We start from the raw sequence: 18,488 nt of genomic DNA, 5'->3' as shown, positions 1-18,488 counted from the left end.
CCTCAATGGACTAACGATCAGTCTTTATCAATACGGCTGGCAACCGCGCCCTGCTGGTCGCGATATTTTGCGTCCTGCCGACGGTTATAAGGACGATCTGCCGGGCCTGACAGCGGTTCAAAGCTTAACGCGCCGATCATCATGCCCGGACGCAGCGCCAGCGGCAATTTACCGGCATTGAAGAATTCCAGCACGATACGCCCCGACCAGCCTGGATCGATACGGTGCGCGGTCACGTGAACCATCAGCCCCAGTCGCGCCAGCGAAGAACGGCCATCAAGCCAGCCGACCAGGTCCGGAGGCAGGGTGACGGATTCAAACGTCACCGCCAGGGCCAGTTCACCCGGATGCAGATAAAAAGCTTCGCCTTCATCAATTACGATTTCGTCACTCATCACGCGATCGAGCGCGGCGCTGACTTCGTCCTTCGGCCCGCTGAGGTCAATGAACGGCGCAGTGTGGCCACTAAAGGTGCGGAATTTATTCCCCAGGCGGACATCAACGGTCACGCCATTGATACGCTCAACGGGTGGGCGTGGGGTAATAGACAAACGGCCTTCATCCAGCCAGGCTTCTATATCGCGATCGCAAAGACGCATGCCACTTTCTCCTTTCATGCATCGTACCCTGAGGCGGTAAGCGCTCAGGGTAAAACCAGGTTATCTCTGAACGGTACACAATTCGCGCGGCTTATTCAAAAAACTGGCTGATTTTCGCTTTTAAGATATCAATAGCAATGCGGTTTTTACCCCCGCGCGGCACGATGATATCGGCGTATTGTTTGGATGGCTCAATAAACTGCAGGAACATCGGGCGAACCGTTTTCTGGTACTGCGCCATGACGGAGTCCATCGAACGGCCGCGTTCATTCACGTCACGCTTGATGCGGCGCATCAGGCAGATATCCAGCGGGGTATCGACGAAAATCGAGAAGTTCATGGATTCACGCAGGCGGGCGTCGGTCAGCAGCAGGATCCCTTCAAGGATAATGACCTTTTTCGGCTCGATGCGGATGGTTTCCCGGGTGCGGGTGTGTTCTACGTAACTGTAAACGGGCAGTTCAATGGCCTGGCCGCTCTTAAGCGCTTCTAAATGCTGGAACAGCAAGCTGTGATCCATTGCATTTGGGTGGTCATAGTTGGTTTTGACGCGTTCTTCCATCGACAGATGGGATTGATCTTTGTAATAGCTGTCTTCGGGAATGACGCCGATATGCTCATCACCTACTTGTTCACGCAGTTCGCGATAAAGCGTACTGGCAATTAGACTTTTACCTGAAGCCGATGCGCCGGCGATGCCTATAATGACGCATTGATGAGACTTATCAGTCATAAATTTAGCGACCTGATTAACCTGGATGTTAAGGAAGGACGACGCCGGAGCGTCAAACGCGGCAATTATAGGGATTTCGCGGGCGTGATACCAGTCGAAAGCACAGGTTCTGCGAGACTGGCCGAAAAGTGACGTCTTATTCCCTGAGTGAAATTTAAATGAACGTTTTTTCAGCGTTTAACCGTTTTTTTTTCACGGAGCCTCTATTTAATAAGTCTGTGGTGTCAAATTCTGAGCGGTCACCATATGAATTGTAAATTGTTTGTACTAGCATAAACCAAATTATCAAATTCACGCGTTCGGACATCTTCCCTGACGGCATGGCGTCTCTGGATAAAGCGGTAATGAATAAACAATACCAGCGGGTTTTGGTTACCACCCCACATCCTTTAATACGACTTGTCTGTCTGGGCCTGGTCACCTTTATCTTTACCTTATTTTCCCTGGAGCTTACCCGGTTCGGCACCCTGCTGGCCCCGCTCTGGTTCCCCACCGCCATTATGATGGTGGCGTTTTATCGCCATGCAGGAAAAATGTGGCCGGGAATTGCCCTGGCCTGTTCGTTCGGCAATATTCTGGCCACCTGGATGCTGTTTTCGTGGGGATCGATAAGCCTCACCTACACCTCGATTAACGTGGTTGAAGCCTTTACCGGTGCGCTATTGCTGCGCAAATTGCTCCCGTGGTACAACCCGCTGCAGAATCTGAATGACTGGATCCGCGTGGCCATCGGCAGCGCGGTGATCCCGCCGCTGGTGGGCGGCTTGCTGGTATCCCTGCTGGCTCCCGGCCCTGAACCCCTGCGTAATTTCTTCGTCTGGGTGCTGTCCGAAGCCATCGGCGCGCTGGCGGTGGTACCGTTGGGGCTGTTGTTTAAACCGCATTATCTGCTGCGCCACCGTGACCCGAGACTGCTGCTGGAAACCCTGACCACGCTGGCCGTAACGCTGGCCCTCAGCTGGGCAGCCATCACCTGGCTGCCGTGGCCTTTCACCTGCGTTATCGTTTTGCTTATGTGGAGCGCCGTGCGCTTGCCGCGAATGGAAGCGTTCCTGGTGTTTCTGGTCACCGTGATGGTTGTGTCGCTGATGATTGCCCGAAATCCTGTGGCGCTCACAACCCAGCACGTCGGGGCGATGCTGAACGCCCCCTGGCTGCCGTTCCTGATGCTGCTCCTGCCTGCCAACGTGATGACCATGGTGATGTACGCCTTCCGCGCCGAGCGCAAACACATCACCGAAAGCGAGGAGCGTTTCCGCAATGCGATGGAGTATTCCGCCATCGGTATGGCGCTGGTCAGCATTGAGGGCAAATGGCTGCAGGCTAACAAGGCGCTGTGCAATTTCCTCGGTTACAGCCAGACGGAGCTCCAGTCGCTGACCTTCCAGCAGCTCACCTGGCCGGAAGATCTGCACACCGACCTGGAACAGCTCGAACAGCTGGTCAACGGCGACATCAATACCTATACCCTTGAGAAGCGCTATTACACCCGCGACGGGGAAGTGGTCTGGGCGCTCCTTGCCGTCTCCGTCGTGCGCCATGCCGACGGCTCGCCGCTCTATTTTATCGCCCAGATTGAAGACATTAACGATCTAAAGCAGACCGAGTGGGTCAACAAACGCCTGATGGAGCGCATTACGCTTGCTAACGAGGCGGGCGGTATCGGCATCTGGGAGTGGGATCTGGAGCCAGACATTATCAGCTGGGACAAGCGGATGTTTGAACTGTATGAAATCCCGCCGCACATCAAGCCTACCTGGCAGCTCTGGCATGACACAATGCTGCCGGAAGATCGTGCCCACGCCGAGCAGGTGCTGCGGGACTCGCTGATTTCCCGTCTGCCGTTTAAGCTGGAATTCCGCATCCGCGTGAAGGAAGGCGTGCGCCACATTCGCTCCCTGGCGAACCGGGTGCTCAATAAGCAGGGTGAAGTCGAACGGCTGCTCGGGATCAACATGGACATGACCGAGGTGAAGCAGCTCAACGAGGCCCTCTTCCAGGAAAAAGAGCGTCTGCACATCACCCTCGACTCCATCGGTGAAGCGGTGCTGTGCACCGATATCAACATGAACGTCACCTTCATGAACCCGGTAGCCGAGAAAATGAGCGGCTGGCTGCAGACCGAGGCTATCGGCCAGCCGATCCTCAAGGTGTTGCATATCACCTTTGGTGAAAAAGGGCCGCTGATGGAGAATATTCACAGCGGCGATATGTCCCGTTCCGATATCGATCAGGACGTGGTGCTGAACTGCCGGACCGGCGGGAATTTTGATATTCACTACAGCATTACGCCGCTCAGCACGCTGGACGGGCAGAATATTGGATCGGTTATCGTGATTCAGGACGTGACCGAGTCGCGCAAAATGCTGCGTCAGCTGAGCTACAGCGCCTCCCACGATGCCCTGACCCATCTGGCAAACCGGGTCAGCTTCGAAAATCATCTTAAACGGCTCCTGCAGACCGTTCGCGAAACGCGCCAGCGTCATGCCCTGGTCTTTATCGATCTCGATCGCTTCAAAGCCGTCAACGATACGGCAGGCCATGCGGCGGGCGATGCCCTGCTGCGGGAACTCTCTTCCCTGATGTTGACCATGCTCCGCTCCAGCGACGTGCTGGCGCGACTGGGCGGAGATGAGTTCGGGTTACTGCTTCCGGACTGCAATATTGAAAGCGCGCGCTATATCGCCGGGCGCCTGATCCACACGATCAATGACTATCACTTTATGTGGGAAGGCCGCCTGCACCGGATCGGCGCCAGCGCAGGCATCACGCTGATTGATGAAAATAACCATCAGGCGTCGGAGGTGATGTCGCAGGCGGATATCGCCTGTTATGCCTCGAAAAACAGCGGGCGCGGCATGGTGACGGTTTACGAACCCCAGCAGGAGCGGGATCACAACGCGCGCAGCATGATGTCGCTTGATGAACAGTGGCACATGATTAAAGACAATCACCTGATGATGATCGCCCGCAGCGTCGCCTCCCCGCGCATCCCGGAAAGCAGTAATTTCTGGCTGCTGTCGTTACGCCTGTGGACCAGCCAGGGCGAAGTCCAGGAAGAGCATGCCTTCCGCTCGGGTCTGGCCGAGCCTGAGCTTTTGCACGCCCTCGACAGGCGCATTTTTAATGAGTTTTTCCGCGCCTCTGCCGCCCAGGTCGCGAGTAAAGGCATGGGAGTGGCGCTGCCGCTTTCTGAGGCCGGTTTAGCCAGCGTAACGCTGGTCGATGAACTTCTCGACCTGCTGGATAAAAGCCCGATGCCGGGCCGTCTCCTGCATCTGGTTATCTCTGCCGACGTGGTGTGCAGCCCGGATAAAAACCTGCAGCGGAGTCTGCAAAAGCTTCGTCAAGCGGGCTGCCGCGTGATCTTCAGCCAGGTGGGTCGCGACATGAACGTCTTCACCCACCTGACCGCTAATATGGCCGACTATCTGATGCTGGACGCAGAGGTGGTAAGCAACGTGTATGGCAACCTGATGGATGAGATGATGGTGACCATTGTTCAGGGCCACGCCCAGCGTCTGGGGATGAAAACCATCGCGGGCCCGTGCAATCAGCCCATCATGATGGATACGCTCTCCGGCATCGGCATTGATTTCATCTATGGCGACACCATCGCCGAGCCGCAGCCGCTGGATCTACTGCTCAACACCAGCTATTTCGCCATCAACTGACGGCGTCCAGCCGTCGGTATACCAGATATGCAGCAGCGCGTAAGAGCGCCACGGCTGCCAGCGTTCGGCATAACGCCGAATCTGCGCGGGCGTCATCCCGGCAAAGCGTTGCTTAATCAGATAATCATCAGGCAGAAAGACATCTTTCGCCTGCCAGCCGCGCAGGGCCAGGTAGTTTGCCGTCCAGCGCCCTATCCCCGGCCGCTGCTGTAGCGCCTTCATCCCGGCCTCAATATTCTCGGGTGGGAAAAGCGGAAACGTCCCGTCGATGACCGACTGCGCCAGGTGAATTAACGACTCCGCGCGTTTTACCGGCATGCCCAACGCTTTCATCGCCAGCGGGTCCGCTGCCGCCAGCGCGTCCGGCGTGGGGAAACAGAGATACCCCGGACAATCCGCGATCGGCTCACCGCACAGCGCCACCACGCGCGACGTCAGTTTCGCCGCCATCGCCACGCTCACCAGCTGCCCGAGGATCGCCCGGACGCCCTGCTCGTACGCGTCCATCGCCCCCGGCAAACGCAAGCCTGGCCGGGCAGCACCGAGATCGCCCAGCGTATCCGCGATGTGCTGCGGGTTGCAGGCGAGATCGAACAGGCGCTCGATGCGTTCAAGGCACGTCTGCGCAACCGGAACTAATCCCGGACTGAGCGTCACGGTCAGCGTATGGGTGGCGATATCCGGCGTTACGCGAAATATCCCCTGATGCCCTTCGCAGGCAAAACTGCGCTCGTAGTAGTCGTGGGTGACGGTTTCAATGCCCGTCACCGCACGCGCGCCGAGAAAGCCAAACATCCACTGCCAGTCGTAAGGGGGTTGCCAGTTCAGGGTGTACATCGTCTCTCCTTTTGGGTTCTCCACAGCATAAACGGAAAGGTCCTGTTTCGCCTTGCTTTCATATTCCTGTTGTCGCCATGCGGACATTTCGTTAAAGTCTCGCCCCTTCTCACTGGCATGGGGATTAATCGTGTTTATTGGATTCGACTACGGTACGGCAAACTGCTCGGTTGCGGTTATGCAAGACGGGCAGCCACAGCTTCTGAAAATGGAAAAAGAGAGCACGCTGCTGCCGTCAATGCTCTGCGCGCCGACGCGTGAAGCGGTAAGCGAATGGCTGTTCCGCCACCATCAGGTTCCGGCCACGGCGGCGGAGACCCAGGCGCTGCTGCGCCGGGCGGTCAGCTTTAACCGCGAGGAAGACATCGACGTTACGCCCTCCAGCGTGCAGTTCGGCCTCTCTTCGCTCGGGCACTATATTGAAGATCCTGAAGAGGTTTACTTCGTTAAGTCGCCAAAATCCTTCCTCGGCGCCAGCGGCCTGAAGCCGCAGCAGGTGGCGATGTTCGAAGACCTGGTGTGCGCGATGATGCTGCATATTCGCACTCAGGCGCAGACGCAGGTCTCCGATGCGATTACCCAGGCGGTCATTGGCCGCCCGATCAACTTCCAGGGGCTGGGCGGCGATGAGGCTAACCAGCAGGCGCAGGGGATCCTTGAACGCGCGGCGCACCGCGCAGGCTTCCGCGACGTGGTGTTCCAGTATGAGCCGGTTGCCGCGGGGCTGGATTTTGAAGCCACGCTGACGGAAGAGAAGCGCGTATTAGTCGTGGATATCGGCGGCGGCACAACGGACTGCTCGCTGCTGCTGATGGGGCCGCAGTGGCATAACCGTCGCGACCGTGAAAATAGCCTGCTGGGGCACAGCGGCTGCCGCGTAGGCGGTAACGATCTCGATATCGCCCTGGCATTCAAAAGCCTGATGCCGCTGCTCGGCATGGGCGGTCAGACGGAAAAAGGCATCGCCCTGCCGATCCTGCCGTGGTGGAACGCGATTGCCATTAACGACGTACCTGCGCAGAGTGATTTTTACAGCACCGCGAACGGCCGCTTCCTGAACGATCTGGTGCGCGACGCGCAGGACGCCGAAAAAGTTGCCCTGCTGTATAAAGTGTGGCGTCAGCGCCTGAGCTACCGCGTGGTGCGTACTGCCGAAGAGAGCAAAATTGCCCTTTCCGATCGCGCTGAGCATGCGGTTTCCTTGCCGTTTATCAGCGACGAACTGGCCACCGCGATTTCGCAGGACGGGCTGGAGGCGGCGCTCGCGCAGCCGCTGCAGCGTATTCTGGAGCAGGTGCAGCTGGCGCTGGAGAACGGCAAAGAGAAGCCGGACGTGATTTACCTGACCGGAGGGAGCGCCCGTTCGCCGCTGATCAAGAAAGCGCTGGCGGAACAGCTGCCGGGCATTCCGATTGCCGGTGGCGATGACTTTGGCTCCGTCACCGCCGGACTGGCGCGCTGGGCTCAGGTGATGTTTAGCTAGCGTTGTTGCGGTGCGGTCTGGTGCCCTCACCCACAGGGAGAGGGAGAAAACACAAAAAACGGCAACGGATGTTGCCGTTTTGCGTTTACCTCCATTCAGACCATTCCTGACAGTCTTCCATATTTCCTCCATTTTTCCGCTGTGTTAGCTGACTAAACTAGTATCATTCCCCGAAGTCTTCAGGATGAGAACGTATAACGATGAAAGGCAGTAACAAATCCCGCTGGGCAATCGCCGCTGGCATCATTGTGGTGGTCCTTGCCGCCGCCTGGTACTGGCACAGTCAATCCGCGAACACCGCAGCCCCCGCCGGTGCCAATAGTCAGGCACAGCGCCCGGCAGGCGGAGGGCGTCACGGCATGCGCGGCGGCGCGCTGGCGCCGGTACAGGCGGCGACGGCAGTGAATAAAGCCGTTCCTCGCTATCTAACGGGCCTTGGGACCATTACCGCCGCCAACACCGTGACGGTACGCAGCCGCGTCGACGGTCAGCTTCAGGCCATTCACTTCCAGGAAGGTCAGCAGGTTAAAGCGGGCGATCTGCTGGCGGAAATCGACCCGAGCCAGTTTAAGGTCGCCCTCGCCCAGGCGCAGGGGCAGCTCGCGAAGGACAAAGCCACGCTCGCCAACGCCCGTCGCGATTTGGCCCGCTACCAGCAGCTGGTGAAAACCAACCTCGTGTCTCGTCAGGAGCTGGACACCCAGCAGTCGCTGGTCAGCGAAACGCAGGGTACCATCAAAGCCGACGAGGCCGCCGTCGCCAGCGCACAGCTGCAGCTGGACTGGAGCCGCATCACCGCGCCGATTGACGGACGCGTGGGCCTGAAGCAGGTCGATATCGGCAACCAGATCTCCAGCGGCGACACCACGGGCATCGTGGTGATCACCCAGACTCACCCGATTGATTTAGTCTTTACCCTGCCGGAAAGCGAAATCGCGACCGTGGTGCAGGCGCAAAAATCCGGGAAGGGGCTGGTGGTGGAAGCCTGGGACCGCAGCAACAAGCAGAAGCTGAGCGAAGGTTCTCTGCTCAGCCTGGATAACCAGATCGACACCACCACCGGCACCATCAAGCTGAAGGCGCGCTTTAACAATCAGGACGATGCCCTCTTCCCGAACCAGTTCGTCAACGCGCGCATGCTGGTCGCCACCGAAGAGAACGCGGTGGTGATCCCCACCGCTGCGCTGCAGATGGGTAACGAAGGTAATTTCGTCTGGATACTTAACGGTGACAATAAGGTCAGCAAGCACCTGGTGAAAACCGGTATCCAGGACAGCCAGACGGTGGTCATCGCCGCCGGCCTTTCCGCAGGCGACCGCGTGGTCACCGACGGCATTGACCGTCTGACCGAAGGGGCCAAAGTGGAAGTGGTTGAACCTGCGAAACAGGGAGCGAAATCCTGATGCAGGTGATGCCTCCAGGCTCTACAGGCGGGCCGTCACGCCTGTTTATCCTTCGTCCTGTCGCCACCACGCTGCTGATGGTGGCGATCCTGCTCGCCGGGATTATCGGCTATCGCTTCCTGCCCGTGTCGGCGCTGCCGGAGGTGGATTACCCAACGATTCAGGTTGTCACTCTCTATCCCGGGGCCAGCCCGGACGTGGTGACGTCCGCCATTACCGCGCCGCTGGAGCGCCAGTTCGGCCAGATGTCGGGGCTAAAACAGATGTCCTCCCAGAGCTCCGGCGGGGCATCCGTCGTGACGCTGCAGTTCCAGCTGACGCTGTCGCTGGACGTCGCCGAGCAGGAGGTGCAGGCCGCGATTAACGCCGCCACCAACCTGCTGCCGTCCGACCTGCCCAACCCGCCGGTCTACAGCAAGGTTAACCCGGCGGATCCGCCGATCATGACGCTGGCCGTCACCTCCTCCGCCATGCCGATGACCCAGGTCGAAGACATGGTCGAAACGCGCGTGGCGCAGAAAATTTCACAGGTCTCCGGCGTCGGCCTCGTCACGCTGGCGGGCGGCCAGCGCCCCGCCGTGCGCGTGAAGCTTAACGCGCAGGCAATTGCCGCGCTGGGCCTGACCAGCGAAACCATCCGCACCGCCATCAGCAGCGCCAACGTTAACTCGGCAAAAGGCTCGCTGGACGGCCCCACCCGCGCCGTGACGCTCTCTGCCAACGATCAGATGCAGTCCGCCGATGAATACCGTCAGCTGATTATTGCTTACCAGAACGGCGCCCCGGTGCGTCTGGGCGACGTGGCGACCGTGGAGCAAGGTGCCGAAAACAGCTGGCTCGGCGCCTGGGCCAACAGGCAGCAGGCGATCGTGATGAACGTGCAGCGCCAGCCGGGCGCTAACATCATCGAAACCGCCGACAGCATCCGCACCATGCTGCCGCAGCTGATCGAAAGCCTGCCGAAATCGGTCAGCGTGAAGGTGCTTTCCGACCGTACCACCAACATTCGCGCGTCGGTCACCGACACCCAGTTTGAGCTGATGCTGGCGATTGCGCTGGTGGTCATGATCATCTATCTGTTCCTGCGTAACGTCCCGGCAACCGTTATTCCCGCCGTCGCCGTGCCGCTCTCGCTGGTCGGGACCTTTGCGGTGATGGTGTTCCTCGATTTTTCGATTAACAACCTGACGCTGATGGCGCTCACCATCGCCACCGGGTTCGTGGTGGATGACGCCATCGTCGTTATCGAGAACATTTCGCGCTATATCGAGAAAGGCGAAAAGCCGCTGGCGGCCGCGCTGAAGGGCGCGGGCGAAATCGGCTTTACCATTATCTCGCTGACCTTCTCGCTGATTGCGGTGCTGATCCCGCTGCTGTTTATGGGCGATATCGTCGGGCGGCTGTTCCGCGAGTTTGCCGTGACGCTGGCGGTCGCCATTTTGATCTCCGCCGTGGTGTCGCTGACCCTGACGCCGATGATGTGCGCCCGCATGCTGAGCCACGAGTCCCTGCGCAAGCAAAACCGCTTCTCGCGCGCCTCCGAGCGCATGTTCGAGCGGATTATTGCCGCCTACGGCCGCGTGCTGGCGAAAGTTCTGAACCATCCGTGGGCCACCCTCGGCGTGGCGCTGGGAACCCTGGCGCTCAGCGTGATGCTGTGGATTTTCATTCCGAAAGGCTTCTTCCCGATTCAGGACAACGGCATTATTCAGGGCACGCTTCAGGCCCCGCAGTCGGTCTCCTTCGCGAACATGGCCCAGCGCCAGCAGCAGGTGTCTGAGATCGTCATGAAGGATCCGGCGGTGGAGAGCCTGACCTCCTACGTGGGCGTCGACGGCACCAACCCGTCGCTCAACAGCGCGCGTCTGCAGATCAACCTCAAGCCGCTGGATGAACGCGACGATCGCGTCAACGCCGTCATTGAGCGTCTGCAAAACGCCGTCGCGCGCGTGCCGGGCGTTGAGCTTTACCTGCAGCCGATTCAGGATTTGACCATTGATACCCAGGTCAGCCGCACGCAGTACCAGTTCACGCTTCAGGCCACCACGCTGGATGCCCTCAGCACCTGGGTACCGCAGCTGGTGAATAAGCTTAACACCCTGCCGCAGCTCGCCGACGTCAGCAGCGACTGGCAGGACAAAGGGCTGGCGGCATACGTGAACGTCAACCGCGATACCGCCAGCCGTCTGGGCATTACCATGTCGGATGTGGACAACGCCCTATACAACGCCTTCGGTCAGCGCCTGATCTCCACCATCTACACCCAGGCCAACCAGTATCGCGTGGTGCTGGAGCACAACACAGAGAACACGCCAGGACTGGCGGGGCTGGACTCGGTGCGCCTGACCAGCAAAGACGGCGGCATTGTGCCGCTGAGCGCTATCGCCACGGTGGAAGAACGCTATACCCCGCTGTCGATTAACCATCTGGATCAGTTCCCGTCCACCACCATCTCCTTCAACGTGCCGGACAATTATTCTCTCGGCGAAGCGGTGGAGGCCATTCAGGCTGCTGAAAAAGAGCTCAGCTTCCCGTCCGATATTCAGACCCAGTTCCAGGGCAGCACGCTGGCGTTTCAGGCCGCGCTGGGTAACACCATCTGGCTTATCGTCGCGGCGGTCGTGGCGATGTACATCGTGCTCGGCGTGCTATACGAAAGCTTTATCCACCCGATCACCATCCTCTCTACCCTGCCGACGGCGGGCGTGGGGGCGCTGCTGGCACTGATGCTGGCGGGCAGCGAGCTGGACGTCATTGCCATCATCGGCATTATCCTGCTTATCGGGATCGTGAAGAAAAACGCCATCATGATGATCGACTTCGCCCTGGCCGCCGAGCGCGAGCAGGGCATGTCGCCGCGCGACGCCATCTTCCAGGCCTGTCTGCTGCGTTTCCGCCCGATCCTGATGACCACGCTGGCCGCCCTGCTGGGCGCGCTGCCGCTGATGCTCAGCACCGGCGTCGGCGCGGAGCTGCGCCGTCCGCTGGGTATCGGCATGGTCGGCGGTCTGCTGGTAAGCCAGGTGCTAACGCTCTTCACTACGCCGGTTATCTACCTGCTGTTTGACCGCCTGGCGCTGTGGACCAAAAGCCGCTTCCCGAAACGTGAAGAGGAGGCATAAGTGAAGTTTTTCGCCCTCTTCATTTATCGCCCGGTGGCGACGATTTTAATCTCGCTCGCCATTACCCTCTGCGGCATGCTGGGCTTCCGGCTGCTGCCGGTAGCGCCTCTGCCGCAGGTGGATTTCCCGGTGATCATGGTCAGCGCCTCGCTGCCGGGCGCGTCACCGGAGACCATGGCCTCGTCGGTTGCCACGCCGCTGGAGCGCTCGCTCGGGCGGATTGCGGGGGTCAACGAGATGACCTCCAGCAGCTCGCTGGGCAGCACGCGCATCATTCTGGAGTTCAGCTTCGACCGGGATATTAACGGCGCGGCTCGCGATGTGCAGGCGGCCATCAACGCCGCACAAAGCCTGCTGCCGAGCGGGATGCCGAGCCGCCCAACCTACCGCAAGGCCAACCCGTCCGATGCGCCGATCATGATCCTGACGCTGACCTCGGATACGTATTCGCAGGGGCAGCTTTACGACTTTGCGTCTACCCAGCTGGCGCAGACAATCTCACAAATTAACGGCGTCGGTGACGTGAGCGTCGGCGGGAGCTCTCTGCCCGCCGTGCGCGTGGGCCTAAACCCGCAGGCGCTGTTCAACCAGGGCGTGTCGCTGGATGACGTGCGCTCCGCCATCAGCACGGCCAACGTCCGCAAGCCGCAAGGGGCGATTGAGGACGGCAGCCACCGCTGGCAGATCCACACTAACGACGAGCTGAAAACCGCCGCGGAATATCAGCCGCTCATTATTCACTACAACAACGGCGCGGCGGTGCGCTTAAGCGACGTTGCCAGCGTCACCGACTCGGTGCAGGACGTGCGCAACGCCGGGATGACCAACGCGAAGCCGGCCATTCTGCTGATGATCCGCAAGCTGCCGGAAGCGAACATTATTGAGACGGTGAACAGCATTCGCGCCCGTCTTCCGGACCTGCAGGAGACCATCCCGGCAGCAATCGATTTGCAAATTGCCCAGGATCGCTCCCCGACCATTCGCGCCTCGCTTGAAGAGGTGGAGCAAACGCTGATTATCTCCGTCGCGCTGGTGATCCTGGTGGTCTTCCTGTTCCTGCGATCCGGCCGCGCGACGCTTATTCCGGCGGTGGCCGTGCCGGTCTCGCTGATCGGTACCTTTGCCGCCATGTACCTGTGCGGGTTTAGCCTCAACAACCTGTCGCTGATGGCCCTGACGATAGCGACGGGCTTCGTGGTGGATGACGCCATAGTGGTGCTGGAAAACATTTCCCGCCACCTGGAAGCGGGCGTGAAGCCGCTGCAGGCCGCGCTGCAGGGCACGCGCGAGGTGGGCTTTACGGTGCTCTCCATGAGCCTGTCGCTGGTGGCGGTATTCCTGCCGCTGCTGCTGATGGGCGGGCTGCCGGGCAGGCTGCTGCGCGAGTTTGCCGTCACCCTCTCCGTCGCCATCGGCATTTCGCTGGCGATCTCCTTAACGCTGACGCCAATGATGTGCGGCTGGATGCTCAAGCGCAGCAAGCCCCATTCGCAGCCGCGCCGTAAAGGCTTTGGTCGCTTCCTGATGGCCATGCAGGAAGGCTACGGCAAATCGCTGAAGTGGGCGCTGAACCATACCCGGCTGGTCGGCCTGGTGCTTATCGCCACCATTGGGCTGAACGTCTGGATGTACATCACCATCCCGAAAACCTTCTTCCCCGAGCAGGACACCGGCGTGCTGATGGGGGGGATTCAGGCGGACCAGAGCATTTCGTTCCAGGCGATGCGCGGCAAGCTGCAGGACTTTATGAAGATCATTCGTGAAGACAAAGCCGTGGATAATGTCACCGGCTTTACCGGCGGGTCACGCGTTAACAGCGGGATGATGTTTATTACCCTGAAACCGCGCGGCGAGCGCAACGAAACCGCCCAGCAGGTGATTGACCGCCTGCGGGTGAAGCTCGCCAAAGAGCCGGGGGCAAACCTGTTTTTGATGGCCGTTCAGGATATCCGCGTCGGCGGCCGTCAGGCGAACGCCAGCTATCAGTACACGTTGCTCTCGGACGATTTAGCCGCCCTGCGCGAGTGGGAGCCGAAGATCCGCAAGGCGCTGGCCGCCCTGCCGGAGCTGGCGGACGTCAACTCCGATCAGCAGGACAACGGCGCCGAGATGGCCCTGACCTACGACCGCGAAACCATGTCGCGTCTGGGCATTAACGTTGAGGCCGCCAACAGCCTGCTGAACAACGCCTTCGGCCAGCGCGAGATCTCCACCATCTACCAGCCGATGAACCAGTACAAGGTGGTGATGGAGGTTGACCCGCGCTACACCCAGGACATCAGTGCCCTGGACAAAATGTTTGTGATTAACAACGACGGCAAGGCGATTCCGCTCTCCTACTTTGCCAGCTGGCGGCCTGCCAACGCGCCGCTGTCGGTGAACCATCAGGGCCTTTCGGCGGCGTCGACCATCTCCTTTAACCTGCCCGCCGGTTCGTCGCTTTCAGAAGCCAGCGACGCAATCAACCGCGCGATGACGCAGCTTGGCGTGCCGTCCACCGTACGCGGCAGCTTTGCCGGCACCGCGCAGGTGTTCCAGGAGACGATGAACTCGCAGGTGATTTTGATTCTGGCCGCCATCGCCACGGTCTATATTGTGCTGGGCGTGCTGTACGAGAGCTACGTTCACCCGCTGACCATTCTCTCGACGCTGCCGTCGGCGGGCGTGGGGGCGCTGCTGGCGCTAGAGCTGTTCGGCGCGCCGTTCAGCCTGATCGCGCTCATTGGGATCATGCTGTTAATCGGCATCGTGAAGAAAAACGCGATCATGATGGTGGATTTCGCCCTGGACGCCCAGCGCAACGGCAATCTGTCGCCGGAAGAGGCCATCTTCCAGGCCTGCCTGCTGCGTTTTCGTCCGATCATGATGACCACCCTGGCGGCGCTGTTTGGCGCACTGCCGCTGGTTATCTCCGGCGGAGACGGCTCAGAGCTGCGCCAGCCGCTGGGGATCACCATCGTCGGCGGCCTGGTCATGAGCCAGCTGCTGACGCTGTACACCACGCCGGTGGTCTATCTGTTCTTCGACCGCCTGCGGCTGCGCTTTTCGCGTAAAAACAGAACCACGGTGACCGAGTAAATGACCGATCTCCCCGCTAACGTTCGCTGGCAGCTATGGATAGTCGCTTTCGGCTTCTTTATGCAGTCGCTGGATACGACCATCGTCAACACCGCCCTCCCCTCCATGGCGAAAAGTCTGGGGGAGAGCCCGCTGCATATGCATATGGTGATTGTCTCCTACGTGCTGACGGTGGCCGTCATGCTGCCAGCCAGCGGCTGGCTGGCGGACAAAGTGGGCGTGCGGAACATCTTCTTTACCGCCATCGTGCTGTTTACCACCGGCTCGCTGTTTTGCGCCCAGGCCAACACCCTCGACCAGCTGGTGATGGCGCGCGTGCTGCAGGGCGTCGGCGGGGCGATGATGGTGCCCGTCGGGCGGCTAACGGTGATGAAGATCGTGCCGCGCGAGCAGTACATGGCGGCGATGACCTTTGTGACGTTGCCCGGTCAGGTGGGGCCGCTGCTGGGCCCGGCGCTCGGCGGCATTCTGGTGGAGTACGCCTCCTGGCACTGGATCTTTTTAATCAACCTCCCGGTTGGCATCATCGGCGCCATCGCCACCCTGACGCTGATGCCGAACTACAAAATGCAGACGCGGCGCTTTGATTTCTTCGGCTTTATCCTGCTGGCGGCGGGCATGGCCACGCTTACCCTGGCGCTCGACGGGCAAAAAGGGCTGGGGATTTCGCCCCTGACGCTTGGGCTCCTGATCGCGCTCGGCGTTACCGCCATACTGTGGTATCTGCGGCATGCCAGAGGTAACGATAAGGCGCTGTTCAGCCTTAGCTTGTTTAAAAACCCCACCTATCGCCTTGGCCTGTTCGGCAGCTTCGCCGGGCGTGTCGGCAGCGGCATGCTGCCGTTTATGACGCCCGTTTTCCTGCAAATCGGAATGGGATTTTCGCCGTTCCACGCGGGCCTGATGATGATCCCGATGGTGCTCGGCAGCATGGGAATGAAGCGCATCGTGGTGCAGGTGGTGAACCGCTTTGGCTATCGTCACGTGCTGGTAACCGCCACGCTGGGGCTGGCGCTGGTGAGCCTGCTGTTTATGGCCGTGGCGCTGATGGGCTGGTACTACGTTCTGCCGCTGGTGCTGTTCTGCCAGGGGATCGTCAACTCCATGCGCTTCTCGTCGATGAATACCCTGACGCTGAAGGATCTGCCGGACGATCTGGCGAGCAGCGGCAATAGCCTGCTGTCGATGATCATGCAGCTCTCGATGAGCGTCGGGGTAACCATCGCGGGTTTACTGCTCGGCATGTACGGCCAGCACCATCTCAGCGTCGACACGCCGGTGGCGCATCAGGTCTTTTTGTATACCTATCTCAGCATGGCGGTCATCATCGCCCTGCCCGCTTTCATCTTCGCCAGAGTGCCGGATGATACCAGCAAGAACGTCGTGATTAGGCGCGGCAAAAGGAGTGGCTCATGAAATTCTGGCGTCCGGGCATTACCGGCAAGCTCTTCGTGGCGATATTTGCCACCTGTATCGTCCTGCTGATCACCATGCACTGGGCGGTGCGGATCAGCTTTGAGCGCGGTTTTATTGATTACATCAAGCATGGCAATGAACAGCGTTTACAGGGCTTAAGCGATGCGCTGAGTGAACAGTACGCCCAGCACGGCAACTGGCGTTTTCTGCGCAATAACGACCGCTTTATTTTCCAGATCCTGCGCTCGCTGGAGCACGATACCGGTGACGATCGCCCGGGGCCAGGCATGCCGCCGCACGGCTGGCGCACCCAGTTCTGGGTGATTGATCAGGACATGCGCACGCTGGTGGGTCCGCGTGCGCCGATCCCGCCGGACGGCACCCGTCGGGCGATCAAAGTCAACAATGCGACTGTCGGCTGGGTTATCGCCTCCCCTGTGGAGCGCCTGACGCGCAACACCGACATCAACTTTGACCGCCAGCAGCGCCGGACAAGCTGGCTGATTGTCGCCCTCTCCACCCTGCTCGCCGCGCTCGCCACCTTCCCCCTGGCGCGCGGTCTGCTCGCCCCGGTGAAAAGGCTGGTGGAAGGCACGCACAAGCTGGCCGCCGGGGATTTCACCACCCGCGTCGATACCCGCAGCCAGGACGAACTGGGCAAGCTGGCGCAGGATTTTAACCAGCTCGCCAGCACGCTGGAGAAGAACCAGCAGATGCGCCGCGACTTTATGGCCGATATCTCCCACGAGCTGCGCACGCCGCTGGCGGTGCTGCGCGGCGAGCTGGAGGCCATCCAGGACGGCGTGCGCCAGTTTACGCCTGAATCGGTGGCCTCTCTGCAGGCGGAGGTGGGCACGCTCACCAAGCTGGTGGACGATCTCCACCAGCTCTCCATGTCCGACGAAGGCGCGCTGGCCTACCAGAAGGCGCCGGTGGACGTGATTAATATTCTGGAAGTGATCAGCGGCGCCTTCCGCGAGCGGTTTGCCAGCCGCAACCTGAAAATCGACCTTTCCCTGCCGGACAGCGCGGTGGTGTTTGGCGACAAAGACCGGCTGATGCAGCTGTTCAATAACCTGCTGGAAAACAGCCTGCGCTACACCGACAGCGGCGGCGGGCTGCACATCTCCGGCAGGCAGGAAAACGGACGCTTTGCACTCACCTTCGCGGATTCCGCCCCCGGCGTGCAGGACGCGCAGCTGGAAAAACTGTTTGAACGTTTCTACCGTACCGAAGGCTCCCGTAACCGCGCCAGCGGCGGTTCCGGACTGGGGCTGGCGATTTGCGTTAACATCGTCGAGGCGCATAATGGCACGATCCGCGCCGCCCATTCGCCTTTTGGCGGGGTTAGCATTACAGTAGAGTTACCTCTGGAACGGGATTTATCGAGAGAAGTATGACCGAGTTACCGATTGACGAAAACACGCCGCGCATTTTGATTGTGGAAGACGAGCCGAAGCTTGGGCAGCTGCTGATCGACTATTTACGTGCGGCCAGCTACGCTCCATCGCTGATCAGCCACGGCGATAAAGTGCTGGCATACGTGCGCCAGACCCCGCCGGATCTGATCCTGCTGGATTTAATGCTGCCGGGCATTGACGGGCTGACCCTGTGCCGGGAAATTCGTCGCTTCTCCGACGTGCCGATCGTCATGGTCACCGCCAAAATTGAAGAGATTGACCGCCTGCTGGGGCTCGAAATTGGCGCGGACGATTACATCTGCAAGCCCTACAGCCCGCGTGAAGTGGTCGCCCGCGTGAAAACCATTCTTCGCCGCTGCAGGCCGCAGCGCGAGCTTCAGGTGCTCGATGCCGAAAGCCCGCTGATTGTCGACGAAAGCCGCTTCCAGGCGAGCTGGCGCAGCAAGCTGCTGGACCTGACGCCTGCGGAGTTCCGCCTGCTGAAAACCCTCTCCCACGAGCCGGGAAAAGTGTTCTCCCGCGAGCAGCTGCTGAACCACCTGTATGACGATTACCGCGTCGTGACCGACCGCACCATCGACAGCCACATCAAAAACCTGCGCCGCAAGCTGGAGGCGCTGGACGCCGAGCAGTCGTTTATCCGCGCGGTGTACGGCGTGGGGTATCGCTGGGAAGCGGATGCGTGCAGGATAATGTGAGAATATTGCCCCGCAGCACTGCGG

General features: G+C 60.1%; 11 protein-coding genes. 8 read left to right on the top strand and 3 right to left on the bottom strand.

The annotated features are described in order from the left end of the window. Positions 1-17: 17 nt before the first annotated feature. Positions 18-599: a dCTP deaminase gene (gene dcd, locus ACERY3_RS12235; protein ID WP_023312408.1), complete on the bottom strand. Its 582-nt coding sequence runs from the start codon at positions 597-599 to the stop codon at positions 18-20. A gap of 91 nt (positions 600-690) precedes the next feature. Beyond that, positions 691-1,332: a uridine kinase gene (udk, locus tag ACERY3_RS12230; protein WP_033145985.1), complete on the bottom strand. Its 642-nt coding sequence runs from the start codon at positions 1,330-1,332 to the stop codon at positions 691-693. A 344-nt stretch (positions 1,333-1,676) separates the two neighbouring features. On the opposite strand from udk, the gene ACERY3_RS12225 reads away from it, so the two are divergent. Then, positions 1,677-5,006: a diguanylate cyclase gene (locus ACERY3_RS12225; RefSeq protein WP_373225750.1), complete on the top strand. Its 3,330-nt coding sequence runs from the start codon at positions 1,677-1,679 to the stop codon at positions 5,004-5,006. On the opposite strand, the gene alkA is transcribed toward ACERY3_RS12225, so the two are convergent. Then, entirely contained in the window at positions 4,971-5,843 is an 873-nt protein-coding gene (gene alkA, locus ACERY3_RS12220; protein ID WP_039263112.1) for a DNA-3-methyladenine glycosylase 2, read from the bottom strand. The genes ACERY3_RS12225 and alkA overlap by 36 nt on opposite strands. Before the next feature lie 130 nt (positions 5,844-5,973). Here alkA and yegD point away from each other — a divergent pair, with 130 nt between their 5' ends. From yegD to baeR, 7 genes are all read left to right on the top strand, one after another. Continuing rightward, positions 5,974-7,326 (top strand): molecular chaperone, encoded by a 1,353-nt coding sequence (gene yegD, locus ACERY3_RS12215; protein ID WP_373225749.1) that lies wholly within the window; start codon positions 5,974-5,976, stop codon positions 7,324-7,326. Between the two features lie 200 nt (positions 7,327-7,526). Continuing rightward, the gene (locus ACERY3_RS12210) at positions 7,527-8,729 is read left to right on the top strand and encodes an MdtA/MuxA family multidrug efflux RND transporter periplasmic adaptor subunit (protein WP_373225748.1); all 1,203 of its coding nucleotides are present in this window, start codon (positions 7,527-7,529) and stop codon (positions 8,727-8,729) included. After that, the gene (locus tag ACERY3_RS12205) at positions 8,729-11,851 is read left to right on the top strand and encodes an MdtB/MuxB family multidrug efflux RND transporter permease subunit (protein ID WP_373225747.1); all 3,123 of its coding nucleotides are present in this window, start codon (positions 8,729-8,731) and stop codon (positions 11,849-11,851) included. The genes ACERY3_RS12210 and ACERY3_RS12205 overlap by 1 nt, the downstream gene beginning before the upstream one ends. Next, entirely contained in the window at positions 11,852-14,929 is a 3,078-nt protein-coding gene (mdtC, locus tag ACERY3_RS12200; RefSeq protein WP_373225746.1) for a multidrug efflux RND transporter permease subunit MdtC, read from the top strand. Beyond that, positions 14,930-16,345: an MFS transporter gene (locus ACERY3_RS12195; protein WP_058841478.1), complete on the top strand. Its 1,416-nt coding sequence runs from the start codon at positions 14,930-14,932 to the stop codon at positions 16,343-16,345. Then, the gene (gene baeS / locus ACERY3_RS12190) at positions 16,342-17,745 is read left to right on the top strand and encodes a two-component system sensor histidine kinase BaeS (protein WP_023312417.1); all 1,404 of its coding nucleotides are present in this window, start codon (positions 16,342-16,344) and stop codon (positions 17,743-17,745) included. Before ACERY3_RS12195 ends, baeS begins: the two co-directional genes overlap by 4 nt. Then, on the top strand, positions 17,742-18,464 hold the full coding sequence (gene baeR, locus ACERY3_RS12185) for a two-component system response regulator BaeR (protein WP_058841479.1): 723 nt from the start codon (positions 17,742-17,744) through the stop codon (positions 18,462-18,464). The genes baeS and baeR overlap by 4 nt, the downstream gene beginning before the upstream one ends. Positions 18,465-18,488 lie beyond the last annotated feature (24 nt).

Source organism: Enterobacter cloacae complex sp. ESBL7 (assembly GCF_041679625.1).
Lineage (GTDB): Bacteria > Pseudomonadota > Gammaproteobacteria > Enterobacterales > Enterobacteriaceae > Enterobacter > Enterobacter asburiae_B.
Note: the sequence above shows the minus strand (reverse complement) of the source record. Positions and strands in the feature narration are given on the sequence as shown.

What these genes read in the sequence shown, in the direction of transcription:
- udk (WP_033145985.1), bottom strand. Translation starts at nt 1,332, where the DNA reads ATGACTGATAAGTCTCATCAATGCGTCATTATAGGCATCGCCGGCGCA.
- baeS (WP_023312417.1), top strand. Translation starts at nt 16,342, where the DNA reads ATGAAATTCTGGCGTCCGGGCATTACCGGCAAGCTCTTCGTGGCGATA.
- ACERY3_RS12205 (WP_373225747.1), top strand. Translation starts at nt 8,729, where the DNA reads ATGCAGGTGATGCCTCCAGGCTCTACAGGCGGGCCGTCACGCCTGTTT.
- baeR (WP_058841479.1), top strand. Translation starts at nt 17,742, where the DNA reads ATGACCGAGTTACCGATTGACGAAAACACGCCGCGCATTTTGATTGTG.
- alkA (WP_039263112.1), bottom strand. Translation starts at nt 5,843, where the DNA reads ATGTACACCCTGAACTGGCAACCCCCTTACGACTGGCAGTGGATGTTT.
- dcd (WP_023312408.1), bottom strand. Translation starts at nt 599, where the DNA reads ATGCGTCTTTGCGATCGCGATATAGAAGCCTGGCTGGATGAAGGCCGT.
- ACERY3_RS12210 (WP_373225748.1), top strand. Translation starts at nt 7,527, where the DNA reads ATGAAAGGCAGTAACAAATCCCGCTGGGCAATCGCCGCTGGCATCATT.
- ACERY3_RS12195 (WP_058841478.1), top strand. Translation starts at nt 14,930, where the DNA reads ATGACCGATCTCCCCGCTAACGTTCGCTGGCAGCTATGGATAGTCGCT.
- ACERY3_RS12225 (WP_373225750.1), top strand. Translation starts at nt 1,677, where the DNA reads ATGAATAAACAATACCAGCGGGTTTTGGTTACCACCCCACATCCTTTA.